The organism is Cellulomonas sp. HD19AZ1 (assembly GCF_004535805.1).
In the GTDB taxonomy this organism is placed as follows: Bacteria; Actinomycetota; Actinomycetes; order Actinomycetales; family Cellulomonadaceae; genus Cellulomonas; species Cellulomonas iranensis.
Map to the genome: position 1 here is coordinate 195,555 of NZ_SPHX01000007.1, position 15,355 is coordinate 210,909.

Consider the following 15,355-nt stretch of genomic DNA (forward strand, 5'->3'; position numbering starts at 1 on the left):
GGTTGCTCACGTGTGCGTCACTCCACCGTCGTCGTGCCGTCGCCCGCACCGCCCCCTGGTGCTGCCGCGTCACGGCCAGGGTCGACCTCGACCCGTTCCCCGGGACGTCGCCCCGTGGACCGCTCCGCGTCCAACGCCTGCTGCAGGATCACCACCGCGGCCGCCTGGTCGACGACCTGCCGGTGGCGGCGCCCGGATCGGCCGGACGCCTGGAGCGCGTGATGGGCGGACACCGTGCTCATCCGCTCGTCGACCAGCCGGACCTGGACGGGTCCGACCGCGCGCGCCAGTGCGACAGCGTACGCGCGCGCGAGCCCCGCCGACGACCCTTCCGCGCCCGAGAGATGGCGGGGAAGTCCGACGTACACGACATCCGCACCCCGTTCGCGCGCCTCGTGCGCGATCCGCGCGACGTCCGCGGCACCCGGCCGCGGCTTGCCGGACGCCCGCGCGACGGTCTCGACCGGCGTCGCGAGCAGGCCGTCGGGGTCGCTCGACGCGACCCCGACGCGCACCGTCCCGACGTCGACCGCGAGGCGCACGCCACGGACGACGGCGTCGCCGTCAGCCACGGACCGCCTCGACGACGCCCTCGAGGGCCTCGCCGAGGCGCGCGGCGTCGGTGCCGCCGCCCTGCGCGACGTCGTCCTTGCCGCCGCCGCCGCCGCCGAGCACGCCCGACGCCGTGCGCACGAGCTGCCCGGCGCGGTGCCCGGCCTCGCGCGCGGCGGCGTTGGTCGCGACGACCACCGCGGGGCGGCCCTTGACGACGCCGCCGACCGCGACGACCACCGGGGAGGACTCCCCCAGCCGCCCGCGGACGTCCAGTGCGAGCGTCCGCAGGTCGTCGCCCGACGCGAGCTCGCCCGCGTCGTGCGCGACGACGCGCGTCGCACCGACCTGCTGCGCACCGGCCGCGAGCGAACCGGCCGCGGCCAGCACCTGCGCCTGCTGGAGCGCCGCGAGCTGCTTCTCCGACTCCTTGAGCCGCGTGAGCAGCGACGAGACCCGATCCCCGAGCTCGTCGGGGCGCGCGCCCAGCAGGCCCGAGAGCTGGCTCACGAGCGCGCGCTCCTTGGCCTGGTAGCCGTACGCCGAGTCGCCGACGAGCGCGTCGACGCGTCGCACGCCCGAGCCGATCGACGCCTCGCCGAGCAGCGTGACGAGCCCGAGCTCGCCCGAGCGACGCACGTGCGTGCCGGCGCACAGCTCGCGCGACCAGTCGCCGCCGATCGACACGACGCGCACCTCGTTGCCGTACTTCTCCCCGAAGAGCGCCATCGCGCCGAGCGCACGGGCCTCGTCGATCGCCATGACCGCGTCCGTGACCTCGAGGTCGTCCTGCAGGCGCTCGTTCACGCGCCCCTCGATCTGCGACAGCGAGGACGCCGGCACGGCCGCACCCGAGCGGAAGTCGAACCGCAGGCGGCTCGGCGCGTTCTCCGACCCCGCCTGCGTGGCGTTGTCGCCGAGCTCCTCGCGCAGCGCCTTGTGCACCATGTGCGTCGCGGTGTGCGCCCGGGCGATCGCGCGACGGCGCGCGGTGTCGATCGTCGAGACACCCGCGTCCCCGATCGTGAGCGTGCCGTCGACGAGCCGCCCGTGGTGCACCGACAGCCCCTTGATCGGCGCCTGCACGTCGTCGACCTCGACGATGCCGCCGTTCTCGAGGCTGATCGTGCCGGTGTCGGCGAGCTGGCCGCCCGCCTCGGCGTAGAACGGGGTGACGTCGAGCACGACCTGGACGTGCGCGGGCGCGGTCGCGGACGGCGCGGGCACGCCGTCGACGAGCAGCCCGACGACCGTCGAGCTCGCGGTCGTGTCGGTGTAGCCGACGAACCGCACCGGGGCGCCGTGGTCGGTGCTGAGGGTCTGGTGCAGCTGCTGGTAGGCGCTCGTGTCGGCGTGGCCGGTCTTCTTGGCGAGCGCGTCGGCACGCGCACGGTCGCGCTGCGCCTGCATGAGCGTGCGGAACGCCTGCTCGTCGACCGTGACGCCGTGCTCGGCGGCCATCTCGAGCGTGAGGTCGATCGGGAACCCGTAGGTGTCGTGCAGCGCGAACGCCTGGTCGCCCGTGAGCACCACGCCCGCGTCGCCCGCCGAGGCCTTCGCCTTGGTGACCGCGCCCTCGAAGATGGTCGTGCCGGCCGTGAGCGTCCGCAGGAACGCGTCCTCCTCGCCGTACGCGACCTGCGCGATGCGGTCGAAGTCACGCTCGACCTCGGGGTACGACACGCTCATGAGGTCACGGCTGACGGGCAGCAGCTCCGGCAGCGCGGCCTCCTCGACACCGAGCAGGCGCATCGACCGCACCGTGCGCCGCACGAGGCGACGCAGCACGTACCCGCGGCCCTCGTTCGACGGCGTCACGCCGTCGCCGATGAGCATGAGCGACGAGCGCACGTGGTCGCCCACGACACGCAGCCGGACGTCGTCCTCGCCGCCCGCGCCGTAGCGGCGCCCGGTGAGCTCGGCGGCACGCTCGATGACGGGGAAGACCTCGTCGGTCTCGTACAGGTTGTTCTTGCCCTGCAGCAGGTACGCGATGCGCTCGAGCCCGGCGCCGGTGTCGATGGCCTTGCGCTCGAGCTCGCCGAGCAGCGGGTAGTCCTTGCCACGCCCCTCGCCGCGCACGAACTGGTCGAACACGAGGTTCCAGATCTCGAGGTAGCGGTCGCCGCCGGGGTCGACCGTGCCGCCCTCCGCGTCGGGGCCGAACTCGGGACCGCGGTCGTAGTGCCACTCCGCGCACGGGCCCGCCGGGCCGGGCTGGCCCGTGTCCCAGAAGATCTCCTCGCGCGTGAGCCGCACGATGTGGCGCGGGTCGACGCCGACCCGGCGCAGCGTGTCGGCGGACTCCGCGTCCTCGTTCCAGATCGTCACCCAGAGCCGGTCGCCGTCCAGGCCCAGGCCGCCCGACGCCTGGTCGCCCGTGAGGAACTCCCACGCGAGCTCGATCGCGCCCTGCTTGAAGTAGTCGCCGAACGAGAAGTTGCCGAGCATCTGGAAGAACGTGCCGTGCCGCGTCGTGCGACCGACGTTCTCGATGTCGTTGGTGCGGATGCACTTCTGCGCGTTGGCGACCCGGGGCCAGGGGGCGTCCTGCGTGCCGAGGATGTACGGGATGAACGGCACCATGCCGGCGATCGTGAAGAGGATCGACGGGTCCGGGGAGATGAGCGGCACGGACGGCACGATGGCGTGGTCCTTGCTCGCGAAGTAGTCGAGCCAGCGCTGGCGGATCTCGGCGGTGCGCATGTCGTCCTCGTCAGGTGGGGGCCGTCGCCGGGCGGCGGCGGGAGGTTCGGTGGTGGGCGGCGCGCTGGCCGCGGGGCCGGGGCGGGCCCGGTCAGAAGAAGGGGGCGTGCTCGTCGTCGTCCGGGTCCTGCGTCGGCTCGCCGGCCCAGCCGCGCGCGGCGAGGTCGCGGGCGAGGTCGTCGCGCGGCGGGCGCCCCCCGAAGGAGTCACGCAGCTCGGCGCGGCGACGCGGCGCGGTGGCGCGCAGCTCGTCGAGGTCGACGTCGCCGACGAGCGCGTCGAGCAGCTCGGCCTCGCGCTCGGCGACCCCGGCCCGGAAGTCGTCGCGCGCCGCGCGCAGCGCGCGCGTGACCCGCAGCGCGCCGTCCACGGCGTCGGCCGAGCCGGCCGGTGCGTACGCGTCCACGAGCTGTCGGCCGCGGCGGACCACGACGACGGTCAGCGCGACCCCCACGCCGACCCAGAACAGCCGCCTCATCGGCGGCCGCCCGCACGCAGGCCGGCCAGGGCGCGGCGCACGCCGTAGGAGAACGCCGCGACCTTGAGCAGCGGCGCACCAACGGTCGCGGTGACGAGCGAGGTGAGCGCCGAGACGTTCTCGCCGACCTGGGCTGCCGCGGTCGTCACGGTGTCGACCTTGTCCATCTGGGTGGCGGACGACGCCACGACCTTGGCGGTCTCGTCGAGCACGGGCAGCGAGTGGTCGGTGAGCTCCCGCACCGAGGTGCGCGCCTCGTCGAGGACGTTGCCGAGCTTGAGCAGCGGCACCGCGAGCAGGCCGACGAGCAGCACGAACGCGATCGCGGCGATGAGTCCCGCGACGTCACCGAGCATGGATGCGACCCCTCCTGTCGTGCGGCACCTGCGACGGTCGCCGCACATCGTCGGAGCGCGGCGACCCGCGCCGCGCGACCTGCGCCACCCTACCCGTCGGTCCGGTCGTGGCCGCGCCCCGGCCGGCGGCAGGGACGCGGACGCCCCGCGGCGCTGGTGCGCGGCGGGGCGTCCGTCGGTGCCGGGTCAGCGGGCGTAGAACTCGACGACCAGCTGGACCTCGCAGGTCACGGGGACCTCGGCGCGCTTCGGGCGGCGCACGAGCGTCGCGCTGAGCTTCTCGAGCTGGACCTCGAGGTAGCCGGGCACGGCGGGGAGCACGTCGCGGTGCGCGCCGGCGGCGGCGACCTGGAACGGCACGGTGGCCTGCGACTTGGGCTTGATCTGGATGGTCTGGCCCTCCTTCACGCGGAAGGACGGGCGGTCCACGATCTTGCCGTCGACGAGCACGTGACGGTGCGTGACGGTCTGGCGCGCCTGCAGGATCGTGCGGGCGAAGCCGGCACGGAGCACGAGCGCGTCGAGACGCGTCTCGAGGTCCTCGACCAGCGCCTCACCGGTCAGGCCCGGGGCCTTGCGAGCGTTCTCGTACGCCTTGGCGAGCTGCTTCTCGCGCAGCGCGTACTGCGCGCGCAGCCGCTGCTTCTCGCGCAGCCGGACGGCGTAGTCCGACTCGGTGCGGCGGCGCGCACGGCCGTGCTCGCCCGGGGGGTAGGGGCGCTTCTCGAAGTGCTTGACGGCCTTGGGCGTCAGGGCCAGGCCGAGCGCGCGGCTCAGGCGGACCTGGCGACGCGAGCGGGTCACGTTGCTCACAGCTGTACTTCCTGTCGTGTCTCGTGACGATCACACCCGTGCACCGGACGAGGTCCGGACGGACAGGACGTCCGACGGGTGCGGGGCCGACCACGGTGCACCCGGCACGGAACACGGGTGCGGGCTGAGGCCCCAGGGACGTCGCCCGTGCGTCGTACGCCGGGCAACCCCGCAATGCTACCCGCCGCGGGGCCGCGACCGGAAATCCCGGTCCGCGGCCCCGTCGTGCGACGGCCTCACGCCCGGTGTCGAGCCCTCGAGACGAACGGGCGCGCCCGCACCGTTCGCATCGTCAGCCGTCGCCCAGGATCGCCCGGATGCGCGCCACCCGCTCGGCCACCGACCGCTCGAACCCGCGGTCGGACGGCTCGTAGTACCGGGTGCCGACCAGCTCGTCGGGCAGGTACTGCTGCGCCGCCACGGCGTGCGGCTCGTCGTGCGCGTACACGTACCCCTTGCCGTGCCCGAGCCCCTGCGCGCCGGCGTAGTGCGCGTCCCGCAGGTGCGGCGGGACCGTCCCCATGCGGCCCGCACGCACGTCCTCCAGGGCGCGGTTGATGCCCGCGTACGACGCGTTCGACTTGGGCGCGGTCGCGACGTGCACCACGGCCTGCGCGAGGATGATCCGCGCCTCCGGCATGCCGATGAGCGCGACCGCCTGCGCCGCCGCGACGGCGGTCTGCAACGCGCTCGGGTCGGCCATGCCGACCTCCTCCGACGCGGCGATCACGACGCGCCGGGCGATGAACCGCGGGTCCTCCCCCGCGGCGACCATGCGCGCGAGGTAGTGCAGCGCCGCGTCGACGTCGGACCCGCGCATCGACTTGATGAACGCGCTCACGACGTCGTAGTGCTGGTCGCCGTCGCGGTCGTAGCGGACCGCGGCCACGTCGATCGCGCGCTCCATGGTCGCGAGGTCGACCACGGCGGGCTCGCCCGGGTCGGAGTCCGGGTCGCGGTCCCCCAGCGCGGCGCCCGCCGCCGCCTCGAGGATCGTCAGCGCCTTGCGCGCGTCGCCGCCCGCGAGCCGCAGCAGGTGGTCGGCCGCGTCGTCGGTCAGCACGACCGACGCGTCCAGCCCTCGCTCGTCCTCGACCGCGCGCAGCACCAGGGACCGCACGTCGTCGGTCGTGAGCGGCTGCAGCGTGAGCAGCAGCGACCGGGACAGCAGCGGCGAGTTCACCGAGAACGACGGGTTCTCGGTCGTCGCCGCGACGAGCGTGACCCACCGGTTCTCGACGCTGGGCAGCAGCGCGTCCTGCTGGGCCTTGGTGAAGCGGTGCACCTCGTCGATGAACAGCACCGTCTCGGACCCGTCCGCCGCGAGCCGCCGACGCGCGTCCTCGACCACCGCGCGCACGTCCTTGACGCCGGCCGTCACGGCCGACAGCTCCACGAACCGCCGCCCGGACGTCGCGGCCACGAGGTACGCGAGCGTCGTCTTCCCGGTCCCGGGCGGGCCCCACAGGATCACCGACGACGGCGCTGCGCGGCGCGCGGCCTCGTCGGCCGGCTCGACGAGCCGGCGCAGCGGCGAGCCCGCCACGAGCAGGTGCGCCTGACCGGCCACCTCCGCGAGCGTGCGCGGACGCATCCGCACCGCGAGGGGGGCGCCGGCCGACGGCGCGGGCAGCCCCTGCGCGGTCGACGTGACCGCGTCGAACAGGTCCATGCCGCGAGCGTACGCACCGGTGCCGACGTCCGGCCCCGCGGGGCCGCGCACCGGCGCGACCTGCCACGGGGCGCCGGGACGTGCGCGGGGCGCCGCAGACCTGCGACCATGACCCGCGTGTTCGCACGCCTGGGCCGCTCGGTCGCCCACCACCCGCGCCCGACGGTCGTCGTCTGGCTGGTCCTCACGGTCGTCGGCTACGGCCTCGCCGTGCAGGGCCTGCACGGCGAGAGCCTCTTCGACCGCATGAGCACCGGCGCACCCGGCGTGCCGGGGGCGGAGTCGACCCGCGGGCAGGAGATCCTCGCCGCCGAGCGCACGACGGGCCCGGGCGTCACGCTCGTGGTCTCGGGCGTCGACCCGGCCGCACCCGAGGTCGCGGCCGCGCTCGAGCCCGCGCGCACGGAGCTGGCCGCGCTCGACGACGTCGCGTCGGTCATCGACCCGTTCGTCCTGCCCGGCGGCGTGACGAGCCCCGCGGCGGCACCGCTGCTCGCGCAGGACGGTCGCGGGTTCCTCGTGGTCGTCGAGCTGGCGCCCGACCTGGGCCCCGACGCGCAGTCCGCGGCGCTGGCGGACGTCGAGCAGCGGCTGCGCGACGTCCCCGGCGACCTGCGCGCCGTCGCGCCCGACGTGCACGGCGTCGTGGGGGCCGAGCACCTCATCGTCGAGGAGATCACCGACCAGGTCGAGCAGGACCTGCGCACGGGCGAGCTGGTCGCGCTGCCGGTCGCGCTGCTCGTCATGGTCGTCGTCTTCGGCGGCTTCCTGGCCGCCGCCATGCCCATGGCGGGTGCGCTCGCCTCCATCGCGGGCGGCCTCGGCGGGCTGCTCGCGATGACGTACGTCATGGACGTCGACGCGTCCGTCGTCAACGTCGTCACCGTGCTGGGCCTGGGCCTGTCGATCGACTACGGGCTGCTCGTCGTGTCCCGGTTCCGCGAGGAGCTGCACCGGCTCGTCGACGTCGACGGCGGCGCGGGCAGCCGTCGGCGCCGCGGCGACGGACCGGTCGTCACCGCGGTCGAGCGGACCATGGCCACCGCCGGACGCACCGTCGTGTTCTCGGCCGTCACGGTCGCCGTCTCGATCGCCGGCCTCCTGGTGTTCCGACCCGAGATCCTGCGGGCCATCGGTGCCGGTGGCGTCGTCGTCGTGCTCGTCGCGGTCGCGACGGCCGTGACGCTCGTCCCCGCGCTGCTCACGCTCGCGGGCCGGCGCCTCGCGCGCCCCGGGCTGCTGTCCCGCCTGCCGGTGCTGCGGCGCGCGTCGGACGTGCAGCGCGAGGACGGCGCGTTCTCGACGCTGGCCGCCCGCGTCCAGCGGCACCCGTGGTGGGTCATGCTGGGATCGGTCGTCGTGCTCGGCCTGCTGGCGTCCCCCGCGCTCGGCACGCAGCTGCGGATCAGCGGGCTCGAGCTGCTGCCCGCCGGCACCGCGCAGCGCGAGTACGTGGCGGACCTCGAGGAGAACTACCCCGGCGCGTCGTCCGCCGCCGTCACGGTCGTGGCAGCGACGTCCCTCGAGGACGCGACGGCGTGGGCCGCGGAGCTCGCCGAGCTGCCCGACGTCGCGTCCGTCGACCTGCCCGCACCGCTGGGCTCGTACGTCGTCATCGGCGTCCGCGCCGCGACCGACGACCCGGGAGGCCCCGTCGCCGCCGACGTGGTCCGCCAGGTGCGCGCGTCCGACGTGCCGTTCGACCGCTGGGTCGTCGGGCAGGCCGCGTCGCAGATCGACTTCACCGCCTCGCTCGTCGCACGCGCGCCGCTCGCGCTGGGGATCGTGGGCGTCGCGACCCTCGTGCTGCTGTTCCTCATGACCGGTTCGGTCGTGATCCCCGTCAAGGCGCTGCTGACCAACGCGCTGTCGATCCTGGCGGCCCTGGGCGTCATGGTGTGGGGCTTCCAGGACGGCCATCTCGAGGGCCTGCTCGGCTTCGAGTCGCCCGGCGGCATCGAGACGTACGTGCTCGCGCTCGTCGTCGCGTTCGCGTTCGGGCTCGCCATGGACTACGAGGTCTTCCTGCTGTCGCGCGTGAAGGAGCTGCACGACGAGGGCATGGCGACCGACGCCGCGGTCCGCCTGGGCCTGCAGCGCTCGGGCCGCATCATCACGTCGGCCGCCGCGATCATCGTCGTGGTGTTCGCGGGCTTCGTCGCGGGCGACCTCGTGGTCATCAAGGAGGTCGGGTTCGCGCTGGCGGTCGCCGTGCTCATCGACGCGACGATCGTCCGCCTGCTGCTCGTCCCCGCGACCATGACGGTGCTCGACCGCGCGAACTGGTGGGCCCCGCGCCCCCTGCGCCGCCTCTACGAGCGGTTCGCGATCCTGCACTGACGCGTCACCCGGGCGGACCACGCGACACGCCGCGCCCGTGCGGTAGGCAGGCGGGGTGGCCCGGATCCCGATCTCCCGACTGGCACCGACCGACCCCGGCGCGTACCGCCGGGCGCGGTGGCGCGCTCGCGCGTGGACGGGCGTCGTCGTGGTCGTCGCGGCGACGGCGGTCACCGAGATCGCGCTGCGTGTCGAGTCCGGCGACACGCAGACGCAGGCCTCCGCGGCATCCACCTTCTTCCACGCCGGGATAGTGCTCGCGTGCCTGGTGCCCGTGCTGTGGTTCCAGTGGCGGCGGTCGTTCCGCGCCCGGCCGCAGCAGCTGTCGGTGGATGACGGCGACGGCGCCTGGATGGGCGTCCCGGAGCTCGACGAGGCTCCCCGTCCGCACCTCACGCTCGGCGCCGGCGAGGAGTCCCCGCGCCGGTGGTGACGGCGCGACGGGGTCAGGGGCGCTCGGCTCCGGGCGGCCCGTAGCCGGCGTTCTCGGCGTCGACCGCGAACCCGAGCGACAGGTACACGTGCCGCGCGGCCGCGTTGTCCGCGTACATCCCGAGCGACGCCCACGGCGCACCGCCCTCGAGAGCGCGTCGCGTCGCGACGGCGGTGAGCGCCGTCCCGAGACCGCGTCCGCGTGCCGCAGGCACGACGCCGAGGCCGTGCAGGTGCACGGAGCGGTCGCCGGCCACGCCGCCGCGCCACGCCACGCCGATCACGCCGAGCAGGTCGTCGTGCTCACCCTCGACGCCCCACCAGGCCGCGTCGTCGTCGGCGCCGGGCCGCGCGTGCGTCGCGGGGTTCGCGGCGTCCAGGCACGCGGCGATCGCCGCGGCGTCGCGGTCCGGGTCGAGCGCACGGACGGCGTCCTCGCCCGCCACCCGCCGCGGCGCCGCCGCGGTCGTCAACCGGTCCCAGGACGTGCGGGGCACGACGCCCGCGGCCGCGAGCGCCTCGGGCGGGACCGGTACGTCGCGCGGTGCGGTGACCCACCGCGCCCCCGCCGCGTGCGCGACCAGCGCCGGCGGGAGCAGCGTCGCGAGCGACCCCGAGTCGCCGACCGCCCACACGGCGGGCGCGCCGGCGTCGCGCACGAGCACGGCCGCGTGGTCGTCGGACGCCACGACGCGCGCCGCGGCCCAGCGCTCCCGGTCGGACAGGACGTCGCGCCGGGAGCGCAGGGCCGCGGGCAGTCGGGCCAGGAGCCCGTCGGTCACGCCGAGGCGGGTGCCTCGGGCGCCGCGTCCGCCGCCTTCGGCTGCTTCGGCTTCGCGTCGACGCCGGTCTCGCGCCGCTGCTCGACCGAGATGGGCGCGGGCGCACCGGTGAGCGGGTCGTAGCCGCCACCCGACTTCGGGAACGCGATGACCTCGCGGATCGACTCCGAGCGCGTCAGCAGCGCCGTGATGCGGTCCCAGCCGAACGCGATCCCGCCGTGCGGCGGCGCACCGAACTGGAACGCGTCGAGCAGGAAGCCGAACTTCTCCTGGGCCTCCTCCGGGCCGATGCCCATGACCTCGAACACGCGCTGCTGCACGTCACGGCGGTGGATACGGATCGAGCCGCCGCCGATCTCGTTGCCGTTGCAGACGATGTCGTACGCGTACGCGAGCGCCGCGCCCGGGTCCTCCTCGAAGCGGTCGACCCACTCGGGGGTCGGCGACGTGAACGCGTGGTGCACGGCGGTCCACGCGCCGCCGCCGACGGCCACGTCGTCGTCCTCGCCCGTCGGCTTGAACAGCGGCGCGTCGACGACCCACACGAACGACCACGCGTCCTCGTCGATCAGCCCGCCGCGGCGGCCGATCTCCAGGCGGGCGGCGCCCAGCAGCGCGCGGGCCTCCGTCGCCTTCCCGGCGGCGAAGAACACCGCGTCGCCGGGCTGCGCGCCGACCGCGGCCGCGAGGCCGGCCCGCTCGGCGTCGGTGATGTTCTTGGCGACCGGGCCGCCGAGCTCGCCGTCCTCGCCCACCGTGACGTAGGCCAGGCCCTTGGCGCCGCGCTGCTTGGCCCACTCCTGCCACGCGTCGAACCCGCGGCGCGGCGTGCTCGCCCCGCCCGGCTGGACGACCGCGCCCACGTACGGCGCCTGGAACACGCGGAACGGCGTCTCCGCGAAGTACGACGTGAGGTCCGTCAGCTCGAGCCCGAACCGCAGGTCGGGCTTGTCGGTGCCGTAGCGCTCCATCGCGTCGGCGTAGGTCATGCGCGGGATCGGCGTGGTGATCTCGTGGCCGATGAGCCGCCACAGCGCGGTGAGGACGGCCTCGGCGAGCTCGATGACGTCGTCCTGGTCGACGAAGCTGGCCTCGACGTCGAGCTGCGTGAACTCGGGCTGCCGGTCGGCGCGGAAGTCCTCGTCGCGGTAGCAGCGCGCGATCTGGTAGTAGCGCTCGAGGCCCGCGACCATGAGCAGCTGCTTGAACAGCTGCGGCGACTGCGGGAGCGCGTACCAGGAGCCCGGCGCGAGGCGCGCGGGCACGACGAAGTCGCGCGCGCCCTCGGGGGTCGAGCGCGTGAGCGTCGGGGTCTCGACCTCGACGAAGCCGCGGTCGTCGAGCACGCGGCGCGCGGCCTGGCTCACCTGGGCGCGCAGGCGCAGCGCGTGCGCGGGGCCCTGGCGGCGCAGGTCGAGGTAGCGGTAGCGCAGACGCGCCTCCTCGCCGACCGGCTCGTCGACCGACGCGGACACCTGGAAGGGCAGCGGCGCGGACTCGTTGAGCACGACGACCTCGTGCGCGACGACCTCGACCTCGCCCGTCGCGAGGTTCGCGTTCTCGTTGCCCTCGGGGCGTCGCCCGACCTCGCCGGTGACCTGCAGCACGTACTCGACCCGCAGGCCGTGCGCGACGACCTCGTCGCGGATGACGACCTGGGCGATGCCCGACGCGTCCCGCAGGTCGACGAACGCCACGCCGCCGTGATCGCGCCGCCGGTCCACCCAGCCCGTGAGGGTGACGGTGGTGCCGATGTGCTCGGCTCGCAGCGAGCCGGCGGTGTGGGTGCGCAGCACGGGAGGAGGTCCTTCGGGTCGGGTGCACGACGCCCGGTCGGGCGTCCGGACGATCCTAGTCGCGCCGCAGGGTCGCGGGCCGCACGCATTCGCCCGCCACCGGGCCGCGCCACGGCGCACGGCCGGCGTCAGAACAGGGTCGGCACGGGCGCCGCCGCCTCGACCCGGTCGACCTCCCCGGCCCCGCCCGCCCGCGCGCGCCACGCCCGACGGTCCTCGCCCGCACCGAAGCCGTGCCGCGCGAGCGCGGGTGCGACGCGCGCGTCGAGCCAGCGCTGGTAGTCGCGCGGGACGTACGCGCCGTCGCCGTACAGGCGCCGGTACCGCGGCAGCAGCGCGGGCCGGTGGGTGCGCAGCCAGTCCCCCATCACGGCCTTCACCGCACCGCGCAGGTGCAGCGCGAGGACGGTCACCGACGTCGCGCCGGCGTCACGGACGGCGCGCAGCAGCGCGTCGAGGTGCTCGTCGTCGTCGGTCAGCCACGGCAGCACGGGCGCGACGAGCACGCCGCACGCGAGTCCCGCGTCGCGTGCCGCCCGCACCAGCTCGAGCCGCGCGCGCGGCGTGGGCGTGCCGGGCTCGAGCGCGGCCTGGAGCTCCTCGTCGACCGTCGCGAGGGACACGCTGACCGCGACGGCGCCACCGGCGGCCACCACGTCGCCCAGCTGCGGCAGGTCGCGCCGCAGCAACGTGCCCTTGGTGAGGACCGACAGCGGCGTGCCGGAGCCCGCGAGCGCGTCGATGATCCCGGGCATGAGCCGGTAGCGCCCCTCGGCGCGCTGGTAGGGGTCGGTGTTGGTGCCGAGGGCGACGTGCTCGCGCCGCCAGGACGCCCGGGTGACCTCGGCGCGCAGCACCTCGACGACGTTGGTCTTGACGACGATCTGCGTCTCGAAGTCGCGGCCGGCGTCCAGGTCGAGGTACTCGTGCGTGGGCCGGGCGAAGCAGTAGGCGCACGCGTGCAGGCACCCGCGCATCGGGTTGACGGTCCACCGGAACGGCACGGCCGAGGCGTCAGGGACGCGGTTGAGCGCGCTGCGGCACAGCACCTCGTGGAACGTCACGCCCGCGAAGTCGGGCGTGCGGACGCTGCGCACCAGGCCGGGCAGGGCCCGCAGCTCGAGGCCCGGCAGCGCACCGGCGTCGACCTCCTGGGTCTTCTGGGCGTCCCATCGCACCGCACGAGTCGAACACGTGTTCGAACCGATGTCAACGAGGTGTCCCGATGCGGACGGCGACCGCCGTGACCGTCGGCGCCGCAGGCGCTGACGAGAAGCCGAACCGCACGGCCGGCTCGACGGGGCGCAGCGGCCCGAGCGCGCGGCCGCCCCACGTGGCCTCGAGCGCGACCACCGCGTGCTGGTCGCGCGCGGCGTAGGTCTCGGGCGAGCCGTCGCGCCCCGTGCCGCGCGTGCGGACGCCGGGCACGACCAGGCCCGCGACGGCGTCCACCACCGGGGCCGTCAGCGGCAGGTCGACCAGGCGGGGCGGCAGCGCGCGCAGCGCGACCCCGACGGCCGTGCGGGCGCCCACCGTCAGACGCGCGTCGAGCGGCCCCGCGACGACGGTCCACGTGCGGGCGTCCGCGTCGGGGACGACGCGCACGTCGACGAGGTGGACCGCGTCGAACGTGTACAGCCGCTCGACGAGCGCCGCGACGTCGGGCCGTGGCGCGAGCAGCACACGCGTGCCGTCGGGTCGTTCGACCATGACGTCGGCGAACGCGCCGAGCGGTGACCGCAGCCAGCGCCCGACCACGAGTCGCGTGCCCTCGGCCGTGCCGACGCCGGCGATGTGGCCGCGCAGCGTGAGCGGACCGGTGGCGGGGACGTGCTCGCGCGGGGTCACGCGCACACGCTAGGCACGCCGGGTCCCCGGCGCGCGCCGGCACCGCCGACGGACGGCGGGACGGCCCGGCGGACACGTGCGCGCCGGTGCCCCCCGCACCGCACGCCTGTCCGTCGGTGGCCGATCCCGACGCGTGCCCGCGCCGGTCGGCGGTCGAGGCCGGCGCGCCCGGTCAGCCCGTGACGACGCGCGGCAGGAGGTCCTCGGCGGGCGGCGTCCACGACGCGGCGTCGGCGACGACCTGCTCGCCCGAGCGGATGTCCTTCACCTCGTCCTGCCGCGGCGCGCCGTCGTCGGTGGTGTCGCCGACGAACCACACGAACGGGATGCCGCGCCGGTCGGCGTGGCGGATCTGCTTGCCGAACTTCGCGGCGCTGGGCGCGACCTCCGTCGGCACGCCGCGCGCGCGCAGCGCGGCCGCGACGGCGTCGGACTGCGCGCGCCGCTCCTCGCTCGTGACGGCGACGAGCACGGCGGTCGGCACCGAGCGGGTCGCGCGCACGAGGCCGGCCGAGAGCAGACGCGACACGAGCCGCGAGACGCCGATCGACAGGCCGACCCCGGGGTAGGTGGTCGCGCCGTCGGACGCGAGCGTGTCGTAGCGCCCGCCCGAGCAGATCGAGCCGAGGTCCTCGTGGCCGACGAGCACGGTCTCGTAGACCGACCCCGTGTAGTAGTCGAGGCCGCGCGCGATGCGCAGGTCGGCGACCACCACGCCCGGCGCCCGCTCGGCCGCCGCGGCGACGAGCGCACCGAGCTCGGCGAGCCCCTCCTCGAGCAGGTCGGTGGACGCGTCGTGCCGTGCCGCGATCTCGCGGACGCGGTCGACGACCGTGGCGTCCTCGCCGCGGACGCCCGCGAGCTCGAGGCACGCGGCGGCCTGCGCGGCGGACGCGCCGGCCTCGGCCACGAGCAGCTCGGCGACGGCGTCGGGGCCGATCTTGTCGAGCTTGTCGATGCCGCGCAGGACGGCCTCGACGACGTCGAGCCCGAGGCCGCGGTAGAACCCCTCGGCGACCTTGCGGTTGTTCACGAGGATCCGCACGGGCGGCACGCCGAGGTCCCGCAGCGCGCCGAGCGCGTCGGCCATGACGAGCGGGAGCTCGACCTCGTAGTGGTACGGCAGCGCGCCCGCGCCGACCACGTCGATGTCCGCCTGCACGAACTCCCGGAACCGGCCGTCCTGCGGGCGCTCGCCGCGCCAGACCTTCTGGATCTGGTAGCGCCGGAACGGGAACGCGAGGTGCCCGGCGTTCTCGAGCACGTACCGCGCGAACGGCACGGTGAGGTCGAAGTGCAGGCCGAGCTGCCCGGCGCGCTCGGCGGGTGCGTCCGGGTCCTCCTGGAGCCGGCGCAGCACGTAGACCTCCTTGGAGGTCTCGCCCTTGCGCAGCAGCTGGTCGAGCGGCTCGACGGCCCGCGTCTCGATGCCCGCGAACCCGTGGAGCTCGAACGTGCGGCGCAGCACGTCGAGCACGTGCTGCTCGACGATGCGCCCCTCGGGCAGCCACTCGGGGAATCCGGACAGGGGTGTGGGTCGCGCCATGGCTCCGATGATCCCAGACGTGCGGAGCGCCTCG

General features: G+C 75.3%; 13 protein-coding genes. 2 read left to right on the forward strand and 11 right to left on the reverse strand.

Going from position 1 to position 15,355, the window contains the following annotated elements:
• Positions 1-17: 17 nt before the first annotated feature.
• The 6 genes from ruvX to E4A51_RS16060 all read right to left on the reverse strand — a co-directional run bounded on the left by ruvX (position 18) and on the right by E4A51_RS16060 (position 6,577).
• The gene (ruvX, locus tag E4A51_RS16035) at positions 18-572 is read right to left on the reverse strand and encodes a Holliday junction resolvase RuvX (RefSeq protein WP_134852352.1); all 555 of its coding nucleotides are present in this window, start codon (positions 570-572) and stop codon (positions 18-20) included.
• Positions 565-3,258: an alanine--tRNA ligase gene (alaS, locus tag E4A51_RS16040; protein WP_134852353.1), complete on the reverse strand. Its 2,694-nt coding sequence runs from the start codon at positions 3,256-3,258 to the stop codon at positions 565-567. Before alaS ends, ruvX begins: the two co-directional genes overlap by 8 nt.
• Before the next feature lie 91 nt (positions 3,259-3,349).
• Complete coding sequence (locus E4A51_RS16045) at positions 3,350-3,736, reverse strand: hypothetical protein (RefSeq protein ID WP_046528346.1); 387 nt, start codon at positions 3,734-3,736, stop codon at positions 3,350-3,352.
• Positions 3,733-4,092 (reverse strand): DUF948 domain-containing protein, encoded by a 360-nt coding sequence (locus tag E4A51_RS16050; protein WP_046528345.1) that lies wholly within the window; start codon positions 4,090-4,092, stop codon positions 3,733-3,735. Before E4A51_RS16050 ends, E4A51_RS16045 begins: the two co-directional genes overlap by 4 nt.
• Positions 4,093-4,278: 186 nt before the next feature.
• On the reverse strand, positions 4,279-4,905 hold the full coding sequence (rpsD, locus tag E4A51_RS16055; protein WP_052748197.1) for a 30S ribosomal protein S4: 627 nt from the start codon (positions 4,903-4,905) through the stop codon (positions 4,279-4,281).
• 292 nt (positions 4,906-5,197) lie between these two features.
• A complete protein-coding gene (locus tag E4A51_RS16060; RefSeq protein ID WP_046530520.1) occupies positions 5,198-6,577 on the reverse strand; it encodes a replication-associated recombination protein A in 1,380 nt (459 codons plus the stop codon).
• Positions 6,578-6,685: 108 nt separating this feature from the next.
• Here E4A51_RS16060 and E4A51_RS16065 point away from each other — a divergent pair, with 108 nt between their 5' ends.
• Complete coding sequence (locus E4A51_RS16065) at positions 6,686-8,917, forward strand: MMPL family transporter (RefSeq protein ID WP_134852354.1); 2,232 nt, start codon at positions 6,686-6,688, stop codon at positions 8,915-8,917.
• A gap of 55 nt (positions 8,918-8,972) precedes the next feature.
• A complete protein-coding gene (locus tag E4A51_RS16070) occupies positions 8,973-9,350 on the forward strand; it encodes a hypothetical protein (RefSeq protein WP_134852355.1) in 378 nt (125 codons plus the stop codon).
• A gap of 13 nt (positions 9,351-9,363) precedes the next feature.
• On the opposite strand, the gene E4A51_RS16075 is transcribed toward E4A51_RS16070, so the two are convergent.
• From E4A51_RS16075 to hisS, 5 genes are all read right to left on the reverse strand, one after another.
• Positions 9,364-10,131, reverse strand: coding sequence for an N-acetyltransferase (locus E4A51_RS16075; RefSeq protein ID WP_134852356.1), 768 nt, complete (start codon positions 10,129-10,131; stop codon positions 9,364-9,366).
• Positions 10,128-11,927, reverse strand: a complete 1,800-nt coding sequence (gene aspS / locus E4A51_RS16080) for an aspartate--tRNA ligase (RefSeq protein ID WP_134852357.1) — start codon at positions 11,925-11,927, stop codon at positions 10,128-10,130. Before aspS ends, E4A51_RS16075 begins: the two co-directional genes overlap by 4 nt.
• Positions 11,928-12,055: 128 nt before the next feature.
• Complete coding sequence (locus E4A51_RS16085; protein WP_134852358.1) at positions 12,056-13,105, reverse strand: Rv2578c family radical SAM protein; 1,050 nt, start codon at positions 13,103-13,105, stop codon at positions 12,056-12,058.
• A 31-nt stretch (positions 13,106-13,136) separates the two neighbouring features.
• Positions 13,137-13,775: a hypothetical protein gene (locus E4A51_RS16090; protein WP_134852359.1), complete on the reverse strand. Its 639-nt coding sequence runs from the start codon at positions 13,773-13,775 to the stop codon at positions 13,137-13,139.
• A 172-nt stretch (positions 13,776-13,947) separates the two neighbouring features.
• The gene (gene hisS / locus E4A51_RS16095) at positions 13,948-15,321 is read right to left on the reverse strand and encodes a histidine--tRNA ligase (protein ID WP_134852360.1); all 1,374 of its coding nucleotides are present in this window, start codon (positions 15,319-15,321) and stop codon (positions 13,948-13,950) included.
• Positions 15,322-15,355: the final 34 nt, after the last annotated feature.

Excerpts from the sequence above, each read along its gene's own strand:
- hisS (WP_134852360.1), bottom strand. The coding sequence starts at position 15,321 with ATGGCGCGACCCACACCCCTGTCCGGATTCCCCGAGTGGCTGCCCGAG.
- E4A51_RS16050 (WP_046528345.1), bottom strand. The coding sequence starts at position 4,092 with ATGCTCGGTGACGTCGCGGGACTCATCGCCGCGATCGCGTTCGTGCTG.
- alaS (WP_134852353.1), bottom strand. The coding sequence starts at position 3,258 with ATGCGCACCGCCGAGATCCGCCAGCGCTGGCTCGACTACTTCGCGAGC.
- E4A51_RS16060 (WP_046530520.1), bottom strand. The coding sequence starts at position 6,577 with ATGGACCTGTTCGACGCGGTCACGTCGACCGCGCAGGGGCTGCCCGCG.
- E4A51_RS16065 (WP_134852354.1), top strand. The coding sequence starts at position 6,686 with ATGACCCGCGTGTTCGCACGCCTGGGCCGCTCGGTCGCCCACCACCCG.
- E4A51_RS16045 (WP_046528346.1), bottom strand. The coding sequence starts at position 3,736 with ATGAGGCGGCTGTTCTGGGTCGGCGTGGGGGTCGCGCTGACCGTCGTC.